Genomic DNA, 19,840 nt, shown 5'->3' with positions numbered 1-19,840 from the left:
CCTTAGCGGCGGTGTAACAGCCACACGGCTTCGGCCCGGTCCACCGGATGGCGCAGCAGGGTGTGGGGTGTCCAGCGTGTGGTGTCCACCGAAGGTTGCACTTCCATGTCTTCGGCGGGCTCGCTGAGCTGCCATTCACAGGCGCTTTCACCGTTGGCGGCTACCAGTCGTACGGTGCTGTACCACTGGAACGCAGACAGGTGCACGGCCTTCAGGGTGCCGGTTTCTGCGCAACCCTCGGGTCCCACCAGGGGGGAGGCCTGTTGCACCAGACTGCGGTAACTTTGTGCGTAATTGAGCAAAGGCATCCACAACGTCATGAGCAGCAGCCAGCACAAGGCCGCCCCACCCGCAGGCAGCACCAGGCTCTTCCAGATGGCCGCGCGGTGCCGCCCCACCCGCCATTTGACGAGCCAGGCCCAGGCCAGCGTGGCCAGTACTGCCATGCCAAAGGCAAACAGCGAAAAACTGGCCTGAAAACCTGGGGCGAGGCGCGCCACGTTGGCTGCGGGCTGGCTTGGCACGCCGGTTTGCATGGCGATCCAGACCACCCAGATGGTGAAGCCGCAGCCCGAGAAAAACAGCAAGGTAAACCAGTCGATCAGGGCGGCGACCTGGCGCTTCAGCGTGGGTAATGCAAACGCTGCCAAAGTGGCCAGCGCAGGCAGGGCCAGCAGCAGGGTGCGGTCGGAGTCGCTGCCAAACGGCGTGGCCACCACGGTGACGGCAGCGAACCAGAGTGGCCAGGCCAGGTGCCGGTGCAAGCGCCGGCCCCACAGCTGCCAGCGCCAGCGCCACAGTGTCCACAGGGCCAGCGGCCAAGCAGGCCAGGTGAACCAGATCAGCAACTGGGCAAAACCATCCACCGTGCGCCAGGACAGTGGGGGCAGCTCCAGCTTCCAGCGCCACAGGTTCAATGCATACGCCACGGCACATGCCACGCCAGCGTAGGCCAGCAGCGCCCACAGGTCGTTGTTGCGCGCCGACCGTGGGGCATCCGATGTGCGGCCGTTGTCACGGTCCAGCCAGTGCACCAGCATGCCGCCCACCAGGTACAGCATGGCCATAGTCGGGGCGCCCGACAAACTCAGGCCCAGCAGTCCCATGAAGGCTGCCATGTGTGGCCCGAGCGTGCGGTAGGGCAGGGCTGCAATGCCGTAGAACAGCAGGGCGCTGAAGCCCAGTTGGGCAAGCGCGGGGGTTGTTTCGTGGGACAGCTGGGCGAGCCCCAGACAGGCAATCAAGGCCAGCACGCCGCCATCGGCCATGGCACGTGCGTAATCGGTGGGCTGGGCTTCGCCGCCAAAGGCAAACGCCACGGGTTGGGCGGCCGGGTTGCGGGCCAGGTAATACGTGCCGTACCAACTGGCCAGCAGGGCTGTGGCCAGTAGCAGGCCAAAGGGGATGCGCGCCACAAAATCAGCCGGCCAGGCCGCTGGCGCCAGTTGCAGGGCCAAGGCGCCTAGCCAATAGGGCAGCACCGCAGGGTTGTCCGGCAACCAGCCCAACAGGCTGGGCGACCACCAGGATGACGTGCCATTGGCCAAAGCACCCATGAATCCCAGCGCCGTGATGTCGGCACTGCGCCAGGCATCGCGGCCCATGAACCCGGCACAGACATAACTCAGGCAGAGCAATAACAAAGCCCAGCGGGGCAGGCGGCGCACGGCCGACTGGGAAACGATGGCGGGATTGGGGTGGTTCACGGGCAAAGAATCAGGTGAAAAAAAAGGCAGCTCGGAGGGCCGGGCTGCCTTTTGCAGAGAACTCAGGCGCAAGCCTGATTCCGCATTACTTGGCGGCAGTTTTGCCGAAGCGGTTGCGGAAGCGCTCCACGCGACCACCCATGTTGTCCACGGACTTTTGAGTGCCCGTGTAGAAGGGGTGCGATTCGCTGGTGGTGTCGAGCTTGAACAGAGGCAGCTTGCGGCCGTCTTCCATGTCGATCATTTCCTTGGTGTTGGCGCAAGAACGTGTCACGAATTTGAATCCATTGGACATGTCCTGGAAGCAAACTTCGCGGTAATTGGGGTGAATGCCTTCTTTCATATCTTCTCCATCAGTTGCGTCAGCCGCGCCAGCCTATCCGGCGTACTTTTCGCGAAACCATCAATTATAGCGTATTGATCAGAATCAGCCGCCCCGACGCATCATGTCGAAGAACTCGCTGTTGTTCTTGGTGGCCTTCATCTGCTTGAGCACCATCTCCATGGACTCCACTTCGTCCATGTTGTAGAGGAACTGGCGCAGGATGCGGGTTTTTTGCAGAATTTCGGGCTGCAACAGCAGTTCTTCGCGGCGGGTGCCACTGCGGTTGAGCTGGATGGACGGGAACACGCGCTTTTCGTATAGGCGGCGGTCCAGGTGAATTTCGGAGTTGCCGGTACCCTTGAATTCTTCAAAGATCACTTCGTCCATGCGGCTGCCGGTGTCGACCAGGGCCGTGGCGATGATGGTCAGCGAGCCGCCTTCTTCCACATTGCGTGCAGCACCCAGGAAGCGCTTGGGGCGCTGCAGGGCGTTGGCATCCACACCACCGGTCAGCACCTTGCCCGAGGATGGCACGACGTTGTTGTAGGCGCGGGCCAGGCGGGTGATGGAGTCCAGCAGGATCACCACGTCTTTTTTCAGTTCCACCAGGCGCTTGGCGCGCTCGATCACCATTTCGGCGACGTGCACGTGGCGGGCAGCGGGCTCGTCAAAGGTGGAGGCAATCACCTCGCCCTTGACGGTGCGCTGCATTTCGGTCACTTCTTCTGGGCGCTCGTCAATCAGCAGCACCATCAGGTAGCTGTCTGGGTAATTGGCGGAGATCGCGTGCGCAATGTGCTGCATCATCACGGTCTTGCCGCTCTTGGGCTGCGCCACGATCAGGGCACGCTGGCCCTTGCCGATGGGCGCAATGATGTCGATCACGCGGCCGGTGATGTTCTCGTCGCCCTTGATGTCCTGCTCCAGCTTCATTTGCTCTTTGGGGAACAGGGGGGTCAAGTTTTCGAACATGACTTTGTGCTTGTTGCCTTCGGGCGGGCCGCCGTTGACCTTGTCCAGCTTGTTCAGGGCAAAGTAGCGCTCGCCATCCTTGGGGGTGCGGACTTCGCCTTCGATCATGTCGCCGGTGTGCAGGTTGAAGCGGCGCACCTGGCTGGGGCTGATGTAGATGTCGTCGGTGGATGCGGTGTAGCTGGTGTCCGGGCTGCGCAGGAAGCCAAAACCGTCGGGCAGGATTTCCAGCACGCCGTCGGCAATGATCTGTTCACCAGTGCGGGCCCGCTTCTTGATGATGGCGAACATCAGCTCCTGCTTGCGCATGCGGCCGGTGTTTTCAATCTCAAGTTCTTCGGCTTGCTTGAGGACTTCAGACACGTGCAGTGCCTTGAGTTCGTTTAAGTGCATGGAGTGGGTCCCGGTGAGGGCGTTGACCGATGTTCGGCGAATTACAAAAATCTGGGGGAATGGGGGAGAGGCAAAACTGGGTAAGCGCCTCTGCGTTCTGTGCCGGGAATCGGCGCCTGCCTTGGGGTGGGCGGGTGAACGGGATTTATTATGACAGGAAAACGCCGCGGTGCTGTATTTTGCATGCACGCAGGCTGCTGCGTGTGCCGCGGCGGGCCGCCAAGCGGTTCAGAACTTGGGGCGGCCCGACGAAACATCGCCTTGCTGCCAAGGCGATGGGGGCTCCATCAGGCCAGTTGCTGGTCGATAAAGGCGGTCAACTGGGCCTTGCTCAACGCGCCGACCTTGGTGGCGGCCAATTGGCCATCCTTGAACAACATCAGCGTGGGGATGCCGCGAATGCCGAACTTGGCGGGGATGTCGCGGTTTTCGTCCACATTCATCTTGGCGATCTGCAGCTTGCCTTCGTAGGTGGCCGACACTTCGTCCAGGATGGGGGCGATCATCTTGCAGGGACCGCACCACTCGGCCCAGTAGTCCACCAGAATGGGTTGTGCCGCACCGAGCACATCGGCTTCGAAGGTGGCATCGGTGACATGTTTGATGAGCTCGCTGGCCATGGTGTTTCCTTTGGGAGATTGCTATAAGAGCTAAAGTTGCGGCATTGTGACAGAAACCAAGCCCATCCCCCATGCCGCTACGCCTATGGCTAGCATAGCCAAAAGCGATAGCAACACGGGTCTCAGGGCCTTCAGTTATGGGGCAGAACACCCCGCCATGGCCCTGTGGCTGGCCGATGCCGCGGGCCTGTTGCCCCGCATCCACGCCCAGCTGCAGGCCCGCCAAGCCCATCCGGCGCGCACCCTGGTCTTGCTGCCGTATGCCCAACTGCTGCCCCTGGCCAGCCGGCTCTGGGCAAGGCTCTATCCAGACGGATTTTCCCCCCGCTTTGAAACCACCCAGAACTGGGTGGCCACTACGGGCGGGCGAGTGCTGGACGCGCAGGACATCAGCATGGACCCCGCCGTGGACACGCTCACTGCGCAGGCGTTGCTGGCCGGTAGCGGTGCGCAAGGGCAGGAAGCCCTGGCGCCGTTGCTGGTGCAAGCCGCCTACCAGCTCGCACCCCTGGCCGCGGCGGCCGGGCCGGCGCAACGTGCAACCTGGGCCCAGACCGCACGCGTGCATGCCGGCCTGGGTATGGACAGCCAGGCGCTAGCCTGGGAAGCCCGCGTGGCACGCCTGGCGGTGGAGTGGGCTGCCGTGTCCTCTTACATCAGCGATGCCCTGTTTGACATCCAATGGCCCGAGACGCTGGACTGTCTGGTGCTGGTGCAGGGCGCCAATCAAGATGTTTTGCCGGCCGGGCTAGCCCCGGTCTGGGGCGACAAGCTGGTGAGCCTCCCTTTGGCGGAATCCCAGGCGGACGAGCCGCCCGCTCATAGCGAGGCGCTGGCTTTGCATGCCTGTGAGGATGCCGAAGACGAAGCCCAGCGCACCGCGGCCTGCCTGTTGCAGCACATCGCAGCCGACCGTTATCCGGTGGCTTTGGTAAGCGCCGACCGTGCACTGACGCGCCGCGTACGCGCTCTGTTGGACATGGCCGGTGTGGCGGTACGGGACGAAAACGGCTGGAAACTTTCCACCAGCCAGGCCGGGGCCAGTGTGATGGCGCTGCTGCGCTCTGCACAGTGGAATGCCAGCAGCGATGCAGTGCTGGCCGCCTTGAAGCAGGCGCCGGGGTATCTGGGTACGCTCGATGCGCTGGAGGCCGCGGTGCGGCGCGACCAGGTGCGCGATTGGCGCCAGGTGGCGACCAGTCTCGCCGTGGCCAAGAGCCCGGCGCTGCTGGCCGCGTGTGCCGAGGTGGAGCAACTGCGCAGCGCGCTGGCCGGGCGCAAGCCGCTGGCCGGGTGGCTGGCAGCCTTGCAGCAAGCCTTGCAACGCACCGGTTTGTGGTCGCGCCTGCAGGAAGATGGTGCCGGCAGCAAGCTGCTGGTGGTGTTGCGGCTGACGCCGGCCGACGCCGCGCAGTGGAGCCAACTGCTGGGCCAGGCCCTGTGGGCCGGGCAGAAGCTGGACCTGATGGAATTCACGCGCTGGGTCAACCAGGCGCTGGAGGGCGCGAGTTTTCAACCCGACTACCCGGATCAGGAGCAGGTGGTGATCCTCCCGCTGAGTCAGATGCTGGGGCGACCTTTTGCTGCGGTGGTGATGGCGGGGTGCGACGAGGTGCGGCTCAACCCGTCGCCTGAACCTGCGGGCGGGTGGACGCCGGCGCAGCGTGCGGCGTTGGGTCTGCCTTCGCGTGAAGCGCTGGAGGGCCAGTTGCGCCTGGTGTGGCGCCATGCGCTGGCCAGCCCGGCCTGTGATGTGCTCTGGCGCAGCAGTGACGACACGGGCGAAGCGCTGCAGCCCAGCGCGCTGGTACAGCAGTTGCGCTTGAACGACACGGGGTTCACAGACGGACATGACCCGCGCACCATCCGCATGGTCACGCCCCAGCCCTGCCTGCCGCCCCAGCCCACCGGCCCTGCGCTGGCGGTGCACACGCTGTCGGCCAGTGCCTACGAAGACCTGCGCCACTGCCCCTACCGCTTTTTTGCCCAGCGCATGCTGGGCCTGCGCGCGGTAGACGAGCTGGACGCCGAGGTGGACAAACGCGACTTTGGTCTCTGGCTACACGCGGTGCTGCAGGCCTTCCATGCGGCCTTGGCAGAGCAAGCGGTGGCGGAGTTGGCGGCGCGCAGCGCTTTGCTGGACCGGTGCAGCGCCGAGGTCACCGCTGCCATGGCCTTGCCCGAAGGCGAGTTTTTGCCGTTTGCCGCGGCCTGGCCGGCGGTGCGCGATGGCTACCTGGACTGGCTGACCCAGCACGAGGCGCAAGGCGCCGTGTTTGCCAGCGGTGAGATGCCGCAGCGCCAGCGCATTGGCCCCGTCACCTTGATTGGCCGCACCGACCGTACCGACACCTTGCCCGATGGCACGGTGATGCTGCTGGACTACAAGACCGAACCTGTGGGCAAGACCCGTACGCGCATCCAGGACCCGCTGGAAGACACGCAGATGGCCTTCTATGCCGCGCTCTTGTCACACGACACGCTGCGCGCCGCCTATGTGAATGTGGGCGAGCGCGACGGCACCGATGCGTATGAACAAAAAGAGGTGGTGATGGCGCGTGACGCCCTGATTGACGGCGTGCAGAGCGATATGGCCCGCATTGCGCAGGGCGCCGCACTGCCGGCGCTGGGCGAGGGTACGGTGTGCGACTTCTGCCAGGTGCGGGGCCTGTGCCGCAAAGACTTTTGGGAGGCTGCATGAGCCCCACCCCCTCGTCCACGCAACACGCGGCCTACGAGCACAACGGCCGCTTGGTCGAAGCCCCGCGTTTTTACGAGATTGCCTGCGACCCGCGGCGCAGCGTGGTGGTGGAGGCCTGTGCGGGTGCCGGCAAGACCTGGATGCTGGTCTCGCGCATGCTGCGCGCGCTGCTGGAGGGCACGCAGCCGCACGAGATCTTGGCCATCACCTTCACCAAAAAAGCGGCGGGCGAAATGCGCCAGCGCTTGCAGGAATGGCTGCGCGAATTTGCCCACCTGGACGATGCCCGTTTGCAGCAGGAGCTGCAGCTGCGCGGTGTGCGGCAGCCGGTGGATGCCGCTCAGTTGCAGACGCTGCGCGGCCTGCATGCCCAGCTGTTGGCGGGTGGCCGGCCGGTGCAGATCCGCACCTTCCACAGCTGGTTTGCCGCGCTGCTGGGCAGTGCGCCGCTGGGCGTGCTGCACCACCTGGGCCTGCCCACGCAGTACGAGCTGCTGGAGAACGACGCCGTGGCTGTGGCGCAGGTGTGGCGGCGTTTTCAGACCCGCGTGGCGGGGGATACGGCCGTGCTGGCCGACTACCTGGACGCCGTGCGCCTGTATGGCCGCCACCAGACCCACAAGGCATTGGAAGCCGCACTCAACAAACGCACGGAGTTTGACCTGGCCGATGCGCAGGGCGTGGTGGACGCCTCGGTGCAGCATTTCGCCACGCAGTTTCCGGCCTTTGCTGGCTTGCAGGCGCCGCAGGAACGCCTAGCGCAAGCCTCTGTGCAAACCCTGCTGTGGGACAGCGCGCGTGCGCTGGGCCAGTGCAGTGGCAAGACCTGCCTGACCGCTGCCAGCGCGCTGGAGTGCGCGCTGACCGATGCGCACTGGCCCGGTGTGGTGGACGCCCTGTTCACCAAGACCGGTGGGCCACGCAAACTGACGGACAAGCTGGTGGACCTGACAAGCGTGCAGGCCGTCCAGGCGCTGCTGCAAGAGGTACAGCAGGCCCAACTGCAAGACCAAGCTTGGCAGCACCAGCAGCGCATGGCCCGGCTGGCGCGTGGCTTGCTGCAGGACTATGCCGCCCTCAAGCGCGAGCGCGGCTGGCTGGACATGGGCGACCTGGAGCGCACGGCGCTGGTGCTGCTGTCGGACGCCGAGCTCAGCGGCTGGGTGCAGGAGCGGCTGGATGCACGCGTGCGGCATTTGCTGATTGATGAATTCCAGGACACCAACCCGCTGCAGTGGCAGGCGCTGCACAGCTGGTTGTCCTCCTACGCCGGGGCCGGCAACGCGCCCAGTGTGTTCATCGTGGGCGACCCCAAACAAAGCATCTACCGCTTCCGCCGTGCCGAGCCGCAGGTGTTCCGCGCGGCCAAAGCCTTTGTGGCAGATGGCTTGGGCGGCGACCAGCTGAGCTGCGACCACACGCGGCGCAATGCGCCCGAGATCATTGCGCTGGTGAACCAGACCATGGGCCAGGCGCAGGACGAGGGCGCCTACCAGGACTTCCGCGCGCACAGCACCGCGTCCGACCAACATGGCCAGGTGTTCAAGCTGCCGCGCATCGAGCGCGAACCCAAAGCCGACAAGGAGGCGCTGCCGCCCGAGGCCGTGTGGCGCGACTCGCTGAGCATGCCCCGCCACGAGGCCGAAGACACGCGCAAGACGCTGGAGTGCCGCCAGGCTGCCCAGTGGCTGGCGGCGCAGATGGCCGCAGGGCACTACCAGGCCAAAGATGTCATGGTGCTGGCGCGCAAGCGCGAACGGCTGACCCTGATGGAGCAGGAACTCTCGGCGCTGGCCATCCCCGCGCAGCAGCCCGAGAAGGCCGAGCTGGGCGAGTTTGCCGAAGTGCAGGACCTGGTGGCGCTGCTCGATGTGCTGGTGTCGCCACGGCACGACCTGGCGCTGGCCCGCGTGCTCAAGTCGCCGGTGTTTGGCGCGTCCGACGACGACCTGGTGGCCCTGGTGCTGCGCCTGCGGGCGCTGCAGGCGGCCACCGAGGACGAGGCTGGCAAGGGCGAGGTGCTGAGTTGGTGGCAGACCCTGCAGGCCAGCGTGGCCCAGGAGCTGCCGCCCGCATTGGTCAACGTGGGGCCCACGCTGCTGCGCTGGCAGCAGTGGGTGACGCAACTGCCTCCACACGATGCGCTAAGCGCTATCTATGACGACGGCGATGTGCTGGCCCGCTACGCAGCAGCCAGCCCGCCCGCGCAGCGCGAGCGGGTGTTGGCCAATGTGCGGGCCTTGTTGAATGCAGCGCTGCAGGTGGACGGCGGGCGTTACACCACGGCCTATGGCCTGGTGCGCGCGCTGCGGGCCGGGGGCAACCCCGCACCAGTGCGCGCCAATGCCCAGGCCGTGCGCCTGCTCACCATCCACGGGGCCAAGGGGCTGGAGGCGCCGCTGGTGCTGATGCTGGACACCGATGGCGAGGCCGGCAAGACCGAGACCATGGGCGTACTGGTGGACTGGCCCGGCGAAGACCCGCACCCCCGGCGCTTTGTGTTCCTGGCCAGCGAGTCCCGCCCGCCCGCCTGCGTGGTGGACGCGCTGGCGCATGAGCAGGCGGAGCGAAGCCGCGAAGAGCTCAATGCGCTGTATGTGGCGCTCACACGTACCCAACACACGCTGGTGATCTCCAGCCTGGCGCCGCACCGGGAAAACGCCGGCAGCTGGTGGCGCCGGCTGGAAGGCCAGGCGCAGGACGCGCCAGAGGCGCCTGCAGCATCTGTCGCGCAGAGCGATGCGACGGTGGGTGGGGAGGACGCCTTGGCGCCCTATGCCCTAAAAATAGTGCCAAAAGTGGCTGTAGCCCCCGTCGATATTGCGCAAGCAGCTCCTGAAAAGATAGCGACTTCAGTGCCTGCATCTACCGAGGAGAGTCTGGAGTCCCGCTTGGGCCAGGCCATGCACCGTTTGTTGGAGTGGGTGTCATCGGCACCCGGCGGCTACGCCCAACAGCCCTACACTTGGGGCCCCACGGCATTGGCGCGGGTGGCACAGGCCTTTGCGCTGGACCCTGCGCAGGCGCAGGCCGCGGCGCAGATGGCCCAAGCCATCCTGCATGGCGAGGGTGCCTGGGTGTGGGACAGCATCCAACTGGCCTGGCACGCCAACGAAGTGCCCATCACCCAGCGTGGCCGTTTGCTGCGCATGGACCGCCTGGTGCAGCAACGCAACGGCGCCTGGTGGGTGCTGGACTACAAATCGAACGCACAGCCGCAGCAGGATGCGGCCCTGTGCGCCCAGCTGCTGGGTTACCGCGATGCCGTCGCCCTGGCCAACCCCGGGCAGGCCGTACGTGCCGCTTTTTTAACGCCGCAAGGCCAACTGATTGAATTGACCCCCGCATGAGTTCTGAACTTTCCCAGTCCGCCGCTTCTGTGCCTTTCTCCAGCGAGGTCCGCAGCGTGGACGTGGCCATCGTGGGCGGTGGCCCGGCCGGCCTCATGGCGGCCCAGCAACTGGCCGAAGCCGGCGTGGCCGCACACCTGTTTGACGCCATGCCCAGCATTGGCCGCAAGTTTTTGCTGGCCGGCAAGGGCGGACTCAACCTCACGCACTCGGACCCGGCGGACCGTTTTGCTGAACGGTATGGCGCACGCCGCAGCGCGATCGAGACGCTGCTGCAGGGCCTGGACGCCACGGCCTTGCGTGCCTGGGCCGAGGGCCTGGGCATTGAGACTTTTGTGGGCTCCTCGGGGCGGGTGTTTCCCAAAGACATGAAAGCCGCGCCGCTGCTGCGCGCCTGGCTGCAGCGCCTGCGCAACCCCACGGCACCCGGTGTCGGCGTGCAGTTCCACATGCGCCACCGCTGGACCGGTTGGGGCGAATCTGGAGCCGGCGCTACTGGTGCAACGCTATGTTTTGACACGCCCAGCGGCCCCCAGCAGGTGCAGGCGCGCGCGGTGGTGCTGGCGCTGGGCGGTGGCAGCTGGGCACGCCTGGGATCCAATGGGGCTTGGGTGCCGCTCCTGGCCCAGCGCGGCGTGTCGGTGGCACCGCTGTTGCCAGCCAACTGTGGTTTTGATGTGCAGGGTGGCTGGAGCCCGTTTTTTGCCGACAAGTTTGCCGGTCAGCCGTTCAAGTCGGTGGCCATTGGCGTGACCACGGCCCAGGGCCAAAGCTTTCAGCGCAAGGGCGAGTTCGTGGCCACCGCCACGGGCGTGGAAGGCAGCCTGGTCTATGCCGCGTCCAGTCTGCTGCGCGACGAGATCATTCGCAACGGCAGCGCCAGCTTCACGCTGGACCTGCTGCCGGATGTGCCGGCTGAGAAGGTGCTGGCCGAAGTACGCCACCCGCGCGGCAGCCGTTCGCTGTCCAGCCACCTGAAGAGCCGCTTGCACCTGGAGGGCATCAAGTCCGCCATCCTGCATGAGCGCCTGTCCAAAGAGGCGATGAACGACCCGGCCCAGCTGGCAGCGGCTATCAAGGCCCTGCCCATCCCGCTGCAGGCCGCGCGCCCGATCGACGAAGCCATCAGCACGGCCGGTGGGGTGCTGTTTGAGGTGCTCACGCCCCAGCTTATGCTGGAACAGTTGCCTGGCGTGTTCTGCGCGGGGGAGATGCTGGACTGGGAGGCGCCCACGGGCGGTTACCTGTTGCAGGCCTGCTTTGCCAGTGGGATGGCGGCCGGGCAGGGCGCCTTGGCCTATGTGCGGGCCTGAGGCCGGTTTTGATAAGAAATCAGCGCCTAGCCCTCGTGGAATAAGCGCGAGCAGCTACTAAATTAGTAGCGAATCAGCTGATTTGCCGGGTGCTGATACGTGGCACTGCGGCGCGCACGCAGTTGCGGCCGTGGTGTTTGGCTTCGTACAGGGCCTTGTCGGCATCGGCCACCAGCGTAGCGGTCGAAGTCAGGCTGGCCGGAATCGCGCTGGCCACCCCAAAGCTGGCCGTGATGCGCAGGTTGCGGCCCTCGATCGGGATCTCCAGCCTGGCGATGTCGGCGCGCAACTCTTCTGCCACGTCCAGCGCGTCGCCCAGGGTGCTGTTGATCAGCAGCACCACAAACTCTTCACCGCCGTAACGGGCCAGCACATCACCGGCGCGCTGCACCTTTTGGCGCAGAAAGTCGGCCAGGTAACGCAGGCAGGCGTCACCCGCCGGGTGGCCCCAGGTGTCGTTGATGGATTTGAAGTGGTCGATGTCCAGCAGCAGCAGGGCCAGCGGCTGCTTCTGGCGGCTGGCGCGTTTGTGTTCGGTCTGCAGGGCTTCGTCAAAGTAGGCACGGTTGCCGACCTGGGTCAGGCTGTCAGTGTTGGAGAGGCGCTGCAGCTGCGCGTTCAGGGTCTGCAGCTTTTCCAGCGCATCGTGCAGCTCGTTGGTGCGTTCCTGCACGCGGCTTTCCAGCTCGCGGTTGGCTTGGGCGGTGGAGTCGATCAGGGCTTTTTGTGAGGCGCGGGCTTTTTGTGCATGGGCCAGCGCCACGGCCTGGGCATTGATGCGCAGGCTACGGTCGGTGTTGATGCGGTCGGCCAGCGTGAAGGACAGCAGCAGCACCAGCAGCATGACACCGATTTGCGAGGCGTTATCGATCCAGAAGTTGGACGGCAGCAGGCCGAACTTACCAATCGTCAACACGCTCACCCCCACGAACACCGAGGTCCAAGACAGGCAGTAGAAACGCGCAAAACGCGCACCGGCCCACCAGCGCCAGTAGCCACACACCAGCGCCACCACCGACACCACCAGAATCATGGCCGAGTTGACCCGGATGATGAGCTGGTAGGGCAGCACAAAGCTGCCCGCCAGCAGCAGCGCACTCGCCCAGGCCAGGCCCAGCACGCCCCAGTGCAGCGGGCGCGAGAAGCGGCGCAGCTTGAGAAAGCTGTCGGCAAACAGGCTGGCCGCTACGCAGGCTGAGGCGATGAACACCGGCACCGCAATGCTGTTCCAGCGGATCTCGTTGGGCCACACATAGGCAAAGGTGTAGCCCCACAGCGTGCTCCAGAACAACAGGTAGCTGGCCACGAAGGCGATGTAGTAAAGGTAGTTGATGTCGCGCGTGGACAGGTAGATGAACAGGTTGTAGACGATCATCACCACCAGCATGCCCAGCACGGCACCAGCCAGCAAATGTTCTTTGGCCGCGGCGGCTTGGAAGGCGGCAGGCTCCCACAGGCGCAGCGGCGCCTCGATGGTGCCGCTGGAGGCCATGCGCAGGTAGATCTGGTGCACACCGGGGGCCAGCGTGAGCGGCATCACCAGGTTCTGGTGCTGCACTACGCGTTGCACAAAGGGCTGTTCGTCGCCCAGCGCGTATTTGGTGATCAGCTGGCTGTCGTGCAGGTGGAACAGGCGCACGTCGTCGATGAAGGCTCGGGGCAGCTCCAGCAGGCGCTGCTGGGTTTTGTCTGTGCGGTTGTCCAGTGCGAAGCGGAACCAGTACGCCTTGTCGGTAAAGCCGAAGTTGGGGCTGGTACGGTCCATGCCGACCCAGGTCTGCAGCGGGCCGCTGGCCTGCTCCTGCGAGAGTTTGCGATCCGGGTCTTCCAGGTAGGCCAGATGGGCGCCCAGCTCTATGCGGGTGGGCGTGGTGTCCGTAAGCGCAATGAGGGGGAAATCGGTGGTGTGACCCGGTGTAGCGGCCCAAGCGGCCACCGCTGCTCCGCATGCCAGCAGCACTGCACCAACCCAACGGGAACACACGTTGAGAGTCATTCCCGGAAATCCTCAGGGGTGGCAAGGGATGGAATGGGGGTTGACGAGCCTGACCCCGGCACTGGCTCCACAGTTAGGGCTGCTTGGTTCCCCACCTGACCCGGTTGGCCGCTTCACCATGCGGGAAGGCCCGTCAGCCTGCATTGTACCCAAAGCGCGGGTGGTTTCGGACCGCCTCAGAGCAGGTTGGGCTGGGTGTTGGCATCCGACGTGAAGCGGTAGCCATTGCGGCCACCGGCCTTGGTGCGGTACATGGCCCGGTCGGCGTTGTTGATCACCTCTTCGGCGGTGTGGCCGTCGTCAGGGAACTGGCTGATGCCGACACTGAATTCCACACACAGGGTGTGGCCCTCAAAGTCCATGGGCGCTTTGAGGGCGGCCAGCAATTTTTCGGTGAATGCGCTGATCAGGTTGCGTTCCGAGAAGTTGTCGATCATCACCACAAATTCGTCGCCACCCAGGCGGGCCACGGTGTCCACCTTGCGGGTGTTGCTGGCCAAGCGCTGCGCCACGGTCTTGAGCACGGCGTCGCCAGCGGCGTGGCCCAGGCTGTCGTTGAAGTTTTTGAAGTTGTCTACGTCGATGAACAGCAGGGCAAAACCTTCTTCCGTACGCTCGGCCCGGGCAATGGCCTGCGCCAGCCGATCCATGAACATGCGCCGATTGGGCAGCTCCGTCAGCATGTCGTGTTGGGCCAGGTGTTCGAGCTCTTCGCGGCTGTCGTGCAGGTCGTCCATTTGCTTGCGAATCTGGCCCTGCATGCGGGCAAAGCTGCGCGCCAGCGTGCCGATTTCGTCGCTGCGTTCCACCGGCAGGGGCAAGGCTTTGTTGTCGTTGGAGAAGCGGTGCACCGCCGCAATCATGCTGTTGATGGGGCGTGTGAGCGCACGCGCGACCAGCACGGCCAGCAAGGCGCAGGCCAGGCTCACCAGAATGACGATTTGCACAATGGTGCGTCCGAGCTGGTCGGTTTGCTGCAGCACCCCCTCCAGCGGGCGGGCCAGTCCCAAGATCAGGTGGTTCTCTTCGCCCCTAACCAGCACCGGGCGGCCAATGAACGCGGCCAGCAGGGGCGAAAAGGCATGCAGGCCCTGATCAGCCTGCAGCAGGATGTATTCGGTGTTCTGGCGCAGCAAGGCCTCGGTTTGCGGAAATTCGTCTTGCACCAGCACCCGGCGTCCCTTGTCAAATCCGAAGGTTTTGCTGCTGTCGGGGTGGATCAGGTAGTCGCCGCGGTGATTGGACAGGTAGAGCGAAAAATCTTTGGGCAGGTCGGCCGAGAGCAGGGCAAACATGCCGTCCAGGTCCAGGTTGATGACCAACAAGCCCAGGGCCAGGCCGTGGGGGTCACTCACCGGGGTGGCCAGTTGCAGGGTGGGGCGGTCCAGGCTCGCGTGGGAGCCCTGCTCATGGTTGATGGCGATGGGCGACAGGTAGGTCTCGCCGTAGGCCAGCTTGAGGGTTTCGGACACATAGGCAAAGTGGCCTTTTTCCTGTAAATCCTCACCGGTCACCTCCTGCAGGGTGCCGCTGTCACGGTCCACGCGCACCCGTTCCATGCCGTGGTCTTGCGCGCTGATCAGGCGGATCTGCAGGTAGGCCGGGTTGGCCTCCATCAGCACCTTGAACAGCGTTGCCATTTGCGCCTGGGCACTGGGTGACCTGGGCTGCAGAGAGGCCTGGGCCGCCGGGTGGGACGCCAGCACCATGAGGTTGCGCGAGACCTCCTGGCGCGTGAGCGCAATGCGGCGCGCCAGTACCTGGGTGGACAGCAACAGCTCGTTTTGCGAGGACTGGACCAGCAGGCTGCGGCTGACATGGAAGGCGTAAAACCCGGTAAAACCCGCCACCAGCAAGCCCACCAGGGCCAGCACCAGGGTCAGCCGGGCGCTGATGCCGAACTTCATGGCGCCAGCACCTTGCTGGCGCGGTCGCCAGACACAATACGGTTCCACAGCTGGTTTCTGCGTTCCACGTTTTCCACTGGCTCCAGCCAAATCAGTTTGTCCTCCGGCCTCAGGTAGGGCGAGGGGGCGGTGGTGTTGGCCAGGCCCTGGCGGTCCAGCAGCACCTTGCCGGGGCCGTCTTCCAGCGTGTAGTTGATCCAGGCTTCGGCCAGCGCCAGGTTTTTGGCGCTGCGGGTGATGACCCAGCAGTCCAGCCAGGCCAGCGCCCCCTCCTTGGGGATGGCGTAGCCCACATCCAGGCCTGCGGCCTGGAGCTGCTTGAATTGTTGGGAGCCATAGTTGGCAAACAGCAAAGCGGCCTTGCGGCTCTGGAACCAGTGCACCGAGTCGTCCAGCTGGGTGTAGAAGGTCAGGGCATTGCGCCTGAGCGCAATCAGTTGTTCTACCGCGCCTTCCCACTGCGCGGTCGGCAGTGCAAACGGGGTTGTGCTGCCCAGGGCCTGTGCAGCCAGAGAGAAGCTGTGGGAGCCTCCGTTGTAGAGCAAGACCTTGCCTTGGTAACGCGGATCCCACAGCGCCTTGAGGGAGGTGGGTGGTGTTTTGATCTGCTTGCGGTCATAGATCAAGCCCATTTCGGCGTAGGTGTAGGGGATGGCAAACACCTTCTCGCCATGCACGATGCCGGGAATCTTGGCCAGTGCCTGGAAGCGCGGCAGCTGGCGCTGGGTGTTGGTGATGGCGCGCAGATTGATGGGGACGACCAGCGCTGTCTGGATGTAGCGCTGCAGTTCGGCCGTATTCACGGCGAAGACATCGAAGTCGCCGGCCTGGTTTTTGGAGATACGCGCCCACAGGGCCTCGTCTGTGTCGATATAGCTGACCTCGACCTTGGCTCCGGTGCGTTGCTCGAAGGTTTTGACGATGTCAGGGTCGGCATAACCCGCCCAAGCCAGTACCCGCAAGGTACCGCCGGCCTGTACTGCGCTGCTCCACAGGCAAGCCGCCAGCAAAAAAGACAGCCATAAAAAGCAGCTTCTCAACAAAGTGGGCACGTTGGTGTGGGTAGTGGTCTTTGTGGGCTTCCAGTCTAACTGAGACTGGCAGGGGCGGCGCACTAGAATCGGAGCATGTCTTACCTCGTGCTCGCCCGCAAATACCGTCCGCGCAACTTCACCGAAATGGTGGGGCAGGACCATGTGGTGCAAGCTCTCACCAACGCGCTGACCACCCAGCGCCTGCACCACGCCTACCTCTTCACCGGCACGCGTGGCGTGGGCAAGACCACCGTGTCGCGCATTCTGGCCAAGTCGCTCAACTGCCAGGGTGTCGATGGCAATGGAGGAATCACCGCTACCCCTTGCGGTGTCTGCCAGGCATGCTCTGATATTGATAGCGGTCGGTTTGTCGATTACACCGAGCTGGACGCTGCCAGCAACCGCGGCGTGGACGAAGTGCAGGCCCTGTTGGAGCAGGCGGTCTACAAGCCGGTGCAAGGGCGCTTCAAAGTCTTCATGATCGACGAAGTGCACATGCTCACCAACACGGCGTTCAACGCCATGCTGAAGACGCTGGAAGAGCCGCCCGAGTATTTGAAATTTGTGCTGGCCACCACCGACCCGCAAAAAGTGCCTGTGACGGTGCTCTCTCGCTGCCTGCAGTTCAACCTGCGGCCCATGGCGCCCGAAACGATTCGCGAACACCTGACCAAGGTACTGGAAGTGGAGCAGGTCAGCTCTGAGGTGCAGGCCCTGCGCCTCTTGGCCCGTGCGGCCCGCGGCTCCATGCGCGACGCGCTGAGCCTGACGGACCAGGCGATTGCTTTTGGCTCCGGCCAGTTGCAGGAGGCCACGGTGCGCCAAATGCTGGGCAGTGTGGACCGCTCGTACGTGTTCCGCCTGATTGAGGCGCTGGCGCTGGGCGACGGCAAGACTGTGGTGGAAACCTCCGAAGCCCTGCGCCACAACGGCCTGAGCGCGGCCTCCACCCTCGAAGAAATGTCCACTGTGCTGCAGCGCATGGCGGTGCTGCAGGCCATGGGTGCTGCGGCCGCTGCCGACGATAGTGACCCCGAAGCGGCAGACACCGCCCGCCTAGCTGGCCTGCTGCCTGCCGATGAAACCCAGCTGCTCTACAGCATCTGCCTGCATGGCCGTGCCGACCTGGGCCTGGCGCCCGACGAATACGCGGCGTTGACCATGGTGTTGCTGCGCCTGCTGGCCTTCAAGCCCCAGACCGGCGCAGCGCCACTGGCTGAAAAAAAAACTCTAACTGACGCCCCAGCGCCGGTTCGCACGCCACCCCCAGTGGCTCCCGTGGCTGCTGCCGCGCCGGTGCCTGTGGCCCGTCCTGTTGTCGCCGCCCCTGCACCGGTTGTGGCCCCCGTGCCTGCTGCGCCTGTTCCAGCCCCCGCCGTGGTGCGCGCCCCGGTGGTGCAGCCTTGGGAGGACGCACCCGCAGCGCCTGACCCCACCGTTGCGGTGCAGGAACCGGCAGACATTCCCCCCGGTCAAGTGTTGACGGTGCGCGACAGTGGCCCGGACGAGGACGAAGAGCCCGCCGACCTGTATGAAGATGAAAATAGGCCTCTAGCCCCCGTCGTATCTGCGCAAGCAGCTACTAAAGTTGTAGCAGTTCCGGTGCGGACCCAGGCCGAAAGCCGATCAGATGCAGTGGCCACACAAGCACCACAAGTGTTATTGCCCACCGAAGAGGGCGACTTCTGGCACGCCACGGTGCAGCAGTTGATCCAGTCCGAGGCGATTACCGCCATGGTGCGTGAACTGGCCTTGCAGTCGCAGCTGATTGCGCGCGACACCGACCAGTGGCTGCTGCGGTTGGAGCGTGAATCGCTGAACCAGCCCGCGACACGGGACCGGCTGACTGCGGCACTGGCCGCGGCAGGTTTCCCGGTCAAGCTGGCGGTCGAGGTGGGGCGGGTGACTGACAGCCCGGGTCGGCGCAACGCAGCCGCATCCGCCGAGAAGCAGCTGGCGGCCGAGAAGATAATCTCCGACCACCCGTTTGTGCAATCCATGGTGCAACACTTTGGCGCGAAAATCGTGCCCGGTTCCATCCGGCCCCTTTAGGGCTGGCCCCTTTTTTCTCTTTCTCACTCAAGGACATCCATGTTCAACAAAGGACAACTCGCAGGCCTGATGAAACAAGCCCAGGCGATGCAGGACAACATGAAAAAAGCCCAGGACGAGCTGGGCAATATCGAGGTGACGGGCGAGTCCGGCGCCGGGCTGGTGAAAGTCACCATGACCTGCAAACATGATGTCAAACGTATCACCATCGACCCCAGCCTGCTGGCCGATGACAAGGACATGTTGGAGGACCTGGTGGCCGCCGCCTTCAACGCCGCCGTGCGCAAGGCTGAAGAGACTTCGACCGAAAAAATGGGCAAGCTCACCGCCGGCATGCCAGGTTTGCCCGGTGGCATGAAGTTTCCGTTCTGAACGCCGCCACGCTGCTTCGTACCCTGTGTCCGATACCAACGCCTTAGACGCCCTGGTCCAGGCGCTCAAACGCCTGCCGGGCGTGGGGGTGAAGTCGGCCCAGCGCATGGCTTTCCACCTGCTGCAGCATGACCGTCCCGGTGCCCAGCTGCTGGCACAGGCCTTGCAACAAGCCAGCACCCAGGTGCACCACTGCGAACGCTGCCACACCTTCACCGAGCAGGCGGTATGTGCTTCCTGCCTGGACCCGCGGCGCGACCACAGCCAGCTGTGTGTGGTGGAGACCCCAGCCGACCAGGCCGCCATGGAGCGCACGGGCGCTTACAAGGGCCTGTACTTCGTGCTCATGGGCAAGCTCAGTCCGCTGGACGGCGTGGGGCCGCACGACCTGGGTTTGAAGAAGTTGTTTGAGCGTGCCTGTGATGGTCTGGTGCAGGAAGTGATTCTGGCCACCAACTTCACGGCCGAAGGCGAGGCTACCGCCTATGTGATTGCTGAAGGGCTCAAGGCGCGGGGGCTCAAGCCTACGCGCCTGGCGCGCGGTGTGCCCGTGGGCAGCGAGCTGGAGTATGTGGATCTGGGCACGATTGCCCATGCCCTGGTCGACCGCCGCTAACGTGTGCTGCGCCGGTCCGGGCTGATTTTTGAAAGTAATTTGTTCATGCAATACCCCCATTTCACTGTTGCTTATTGGTGCGTGCTGATTGCCGCGTTGTTGCCTATTGCCTGTGCCGGACTGGCCAAGTGGGGCCGCGTCAATGTGCCGCGCCGCGAGGGCGGTTACGACAATGTGAATCCGCGCGAATGGCTGGCGCGCCAGACCGACTGGCGTGCCCGCGCCAACGGGGCGCAGGCCAACAGTTTTGAGGCGCTGCCGTTTTTTATTGGTGCGGTCATCATTGCCCACCAGCTTGGCGCGCACCAGGCACGGCTGGACATTCTGGCCTTCCTGTTCATCGTGCTGCGCATGCTCTACATCATGATGTATGTGGCCGGTTTGGGCACGGCCCGCTCCGTTGTCTGGAGCCTGGGCCTGGCCAGCAATATCGCCATCTTGTTGGTCGGCTACCGCTAACAGGCCGGCTCGGCCGGCCGGCCT

The 19,840-nt window shown here is 64.6% G+C and carries 14 protein-coding genes and 1 other RNA gene; 7 read left to right on the top strand and 8 right to left on the bottom strand.

Annotated elements, in window-relative coordinates:
* Positions 1-2: 2 nt before the first annotated feature.
* From C5F53_RS02110 to trxA, 4 genes are all read right to left on the bottom strand, one after another.
* Positions 3-1,706, bottom strand: coding sequence for a hypothetical protein (locus C5F53_RS02110; RefSeq protein WP_105259667.1), 1,704 nt, complete (start codon positions 1,704-1,706; stop codon positions 3-5).
* A gap of 85 nt (positions 1,707-1,791) precedes the next feature.
* A complete protein-coding gene (locus C5F53_RS02105; protein ID WP_105259666.1) occupies positions 1,792-2,049 on the bottom strand; it encodes a type B 50S ribosomal protein L31 in 258 nt (85 codons plus the stop codon).
* A gap of 84 nt (positions 2,050-2,133) precedes the next feature.
* Complete coding sequence (gene rho, locus C5F53_RS02100) at positions 2,134-3,396, bottom strand: transcription termination factor Rho (RefSeq protein ID WP_105259665.1); 1,263 nt, start codon at positions 3,394-3,396, stop codon at positions 2,134-2,136.
* Between the two features lie 287 nt (positions 3,397-3,683).
* Entirely contained in the window at positions 3,684-4,016 is a 333-nt protein-coding gene (trxA, locus tag C5F53_RS02095) for a thioredoxin TrxA (protein ID WP_105259664.1), read from the bottom strand.
* Positions 4,017-4,173: 157 nt separating this feature from the next.
* Here trxA and C5F53_RS02090 point away from each other — a divergent pair, with 157 nt between their 5' ends.
* Genes C5F53_RS02090 through C5F53_RS02080 form a run of 3 tightly spaced genes read left to right on the top strand, consistent with a single transcriptional unit; the run spans position 4,174 to position 11,380 of the window.
* Positions 4,174-6,717, top strand: coding sequence for a PD-(D/E)XK nuclease family protein (locus C5F53_RS02090; RefSeq protein WP_236635179.1), 2,544 nt, complete (start codon positions 4,174-4,176; stop codon positions 6,715-6,717).
* Positions 6,714-10,067, top strand: coding sequence for an exodeoxyribonuclease V subunit beta (locus C5F53_RS02085; RefSeq protein WP_105259663.1), 3,354 nt, complete (start codon positions 6,714-6,716; stop codon positions 10,065-10,067). Before C5F53_RS02090 ends, C5F53_RS02085 begins: the two co-directional genes overlap by 4 nt.
* On the top strand, positions 10,064-11,380 hold the full coding sequence (locus C5F53_RS02080) for a TIGR03862 family flavoprotein (RefSeq protein ID WP_105259662.1): 1,317 nt from the start codon (positions 10,064-10,066) through the stop codon (positions 11,378-11,380). Before C5F53_RS02085 ends, C5F53_RS02080 begins: the two co-directional genes overlap by 4 nt.
* A 73-nt stretch (positions 11,381-11,453) precedes the next feature.
* Here C5F53_RS02080 and C5F53_RS02075 read toward each other — a convergent pair whose 3' ends face one another.
* The 4 genes from C5F53_RS02075 to C5F53_RS02060 all read right to left on the bottom strand — a co-directional run bounded on the left by C5F53_RS02075 (position 11,454) and on the right by C5F53_RS02060 (position 16,335).
* Positions 11,454-13,376 carry a diguanylate cyclase gene (locus C5F53_RS02075; RefSeq protein ID WP_105259661.1) on the bottom strand — a complete coding sequence of 641 codons (1,923 nt, stop codon included), beginning with the start codon at positions 13,374-13,376 and terminating at the stop codon, positions 11,454-11,456.
* Between the two features lie 39 nt (positions 13,377-13,415).
* Positions 13,416-13,511, bottom strand: an RNA gene (gene ffs / locus C5F53_RS02070) — signal recognition particle sRNA small type.
* 41 nt (positions 13,512-13,552) lie between these two features.
* Complete coding sequence (locus C5F53_RS02065; protein WP_105259660.1) at positions 13,553-15,283, bottom strand: GGDEF domain-containing protein; 1,731 nt, start codon at positions 15,281-15,283, stop codon at positions 13,553-13,555.
* Positions 15,280-16,335 (bottom strand): PotD/PotF family extracellular solute-binding protein, encoded by a 1,056-nt coding sequence (locus C5F53_RS02060; protein ID WP_236635178.1) that lies wholly within the window; start codon positions 16,333-16,335, stop codon positions 15,280-15,282. The genes C5F53_RS02065 and C5F53_RS02060 overlap by 4 nt, the downstream gene beginning before the upstream one ends.
* 75 nt (positions 16,336-16,410) lie before the next feature.
* Between C5F53_RS02060 and dnaX the strand changes: the two genes are divergently transcribed.
* The 4 genes from dnaX to C5F53_RS02040 are packed head-to-tail and all read left to right on the top strand — an operon-like array spanning position 16,411 to position 19,816.
* Positions 16,411-18,369 (top strand): DNA polymerase III subunit gamma/tau, encoded by a 1,959-nt coding sequence (gene dnaX, locus C5F53_RS02055; RefSeq protein ID WP_105259659.1) that lies wholly within the window; start codon positions 16,411-16,413, stop codon positions 18,367-18,369.
* Between the two features lie 39 nt (positions 18,370-18,408).
* Positions 18,409-18,741, top strand: a complete 333-nt coding sequence (locus C5F53_RS02050; RefSeq protein WP_105259658.1) for a YbaB/EbfC family nucleoid-associated protein — start codon at positions 18,409-18,411, stop codon at positions 18,739-18,741.
* A gap of 25 nt (positions 18,742-18,766) precedes the next feature.
* The gene (gene recR / locus C5F53_RS02045; RefSeq protein ID WP_105259657.1) at positions 18,767-19,357 is read left to right on the top strand and encodes a recombination mediator RecR; all 591 of its coding nucleotides are present in this window, start codon (positions 18,767-18,769) and stop codon (positions 19,355-19,357) included.
* 45 nt (positions 19,358-19,402) lie between these two features.
* Positions 19,403-19,816: an MAPEG family protein gene (locus C5F53_RS02040; RefSeq protein ID WP_105260366.1), complete on the top strand. Its 414-nt coding sequence runs from the start codon at positions 19,403-19,405 to the stop codon at positions 19,814-19,816.
* The last annotated feature ends 24 nt before the right edge of the window (positions 19,817-19,840 follow it).

This window comes from Rhodoferax sp. TS-BS-61-7 (assembly GCF_002943465.1).
GTDB lineage: Bacteria > Pseudomonadota > Gammaproteobacteria > Burkholderiales > Burkholderiaceae_C > Allorhodoferax.
The sequence above is the reverse complement of the archived record's forward strand: the minus strand, read 5'-3'. Positions and strand labels throughout refer to the sequence as shown.

Excerpts from the sequence above, each read along its gene's own strand:
- C5F53_RS02105 (WP_105259666.1), bottom strand. The coding sequence starts at position 2,049 with ATGAAAGAAGGCATTCACCCCAATTACCGCGAAGTTTGCTTCCAGGAC.
- rho (WP_105259665.1), bottom strand. The coding sequence starts at position 3,396 with ATGCACTTAAACGAACTCAAGGCACTGCACGTGTCTGAAGTCCTCAAG.
- trxA (WP_105259664.1), bottom strand. The coding sequence starts at position 4,016 with ATGGCCAGCGAGCTCATCAAACATGTCACCGATGCCACCTTCGAAGCC.
- C5F53_RS02090 (WP_236635179.1), top strand. The coding sequence starts at position 4,174 with ATGGCCCTGTGGCTGGCCGATGCCGCGGGCCTGTTGCCCCGCATCCAC.
- C5F53_RS02085 (WP_105259663.1), top strand. The coding sequence starts at position 6,714 with ATGAGCCCCACCCCCTCGTCCACGCAACACGCGGCCTACGAGCACAAC.
- C5F53_RS02080 (WP_105259662.1), top strand. The coding sequence starts at position 10,064 with ATGAGTTCTGAACTTTCCCAGTCCGCCGCTTCTGTGCCTTTCTCCAGC.
- C5F53_RS02075 (WP_105259661.1), bottom strand. The coding sequence starts at position 13,376 with ATGACTCTCAACGTGTGTTCCCGTTGGGTTGGTGCAGTGCTGCTGGCA.
- C5F53_RS02065 (WP_105259660.1), bottom strand. The coding sequence starts at position 15,283 with ATGAAGTTCGGCATCAGCGCCCGGCTGACCCTGGTGCTGGCCCTGGTG.
- dnaX (WP_105259659.1), top strand. The coding sequence starts at position 16,411 with ATGTCTTACCTCGTGCTCGCCCGCAAATACCGTCCGCGCAACTTCACC.
- C5F53_RS02050 (WP_105259658.1), top strand. The coding sequence starts at position 18,409 with ATGTTCAACAAAGGACAACTCGCAGGCCTGATGAAACAAGCCCAGGCG.
- C5F53_RS02040 (WP_105260366.1), top strand. The coding sequence starts at position 19,403 with ATGCAATACCCCCATTTCACTGTTGCTTATTGGTGCGTGCTGATTGCC.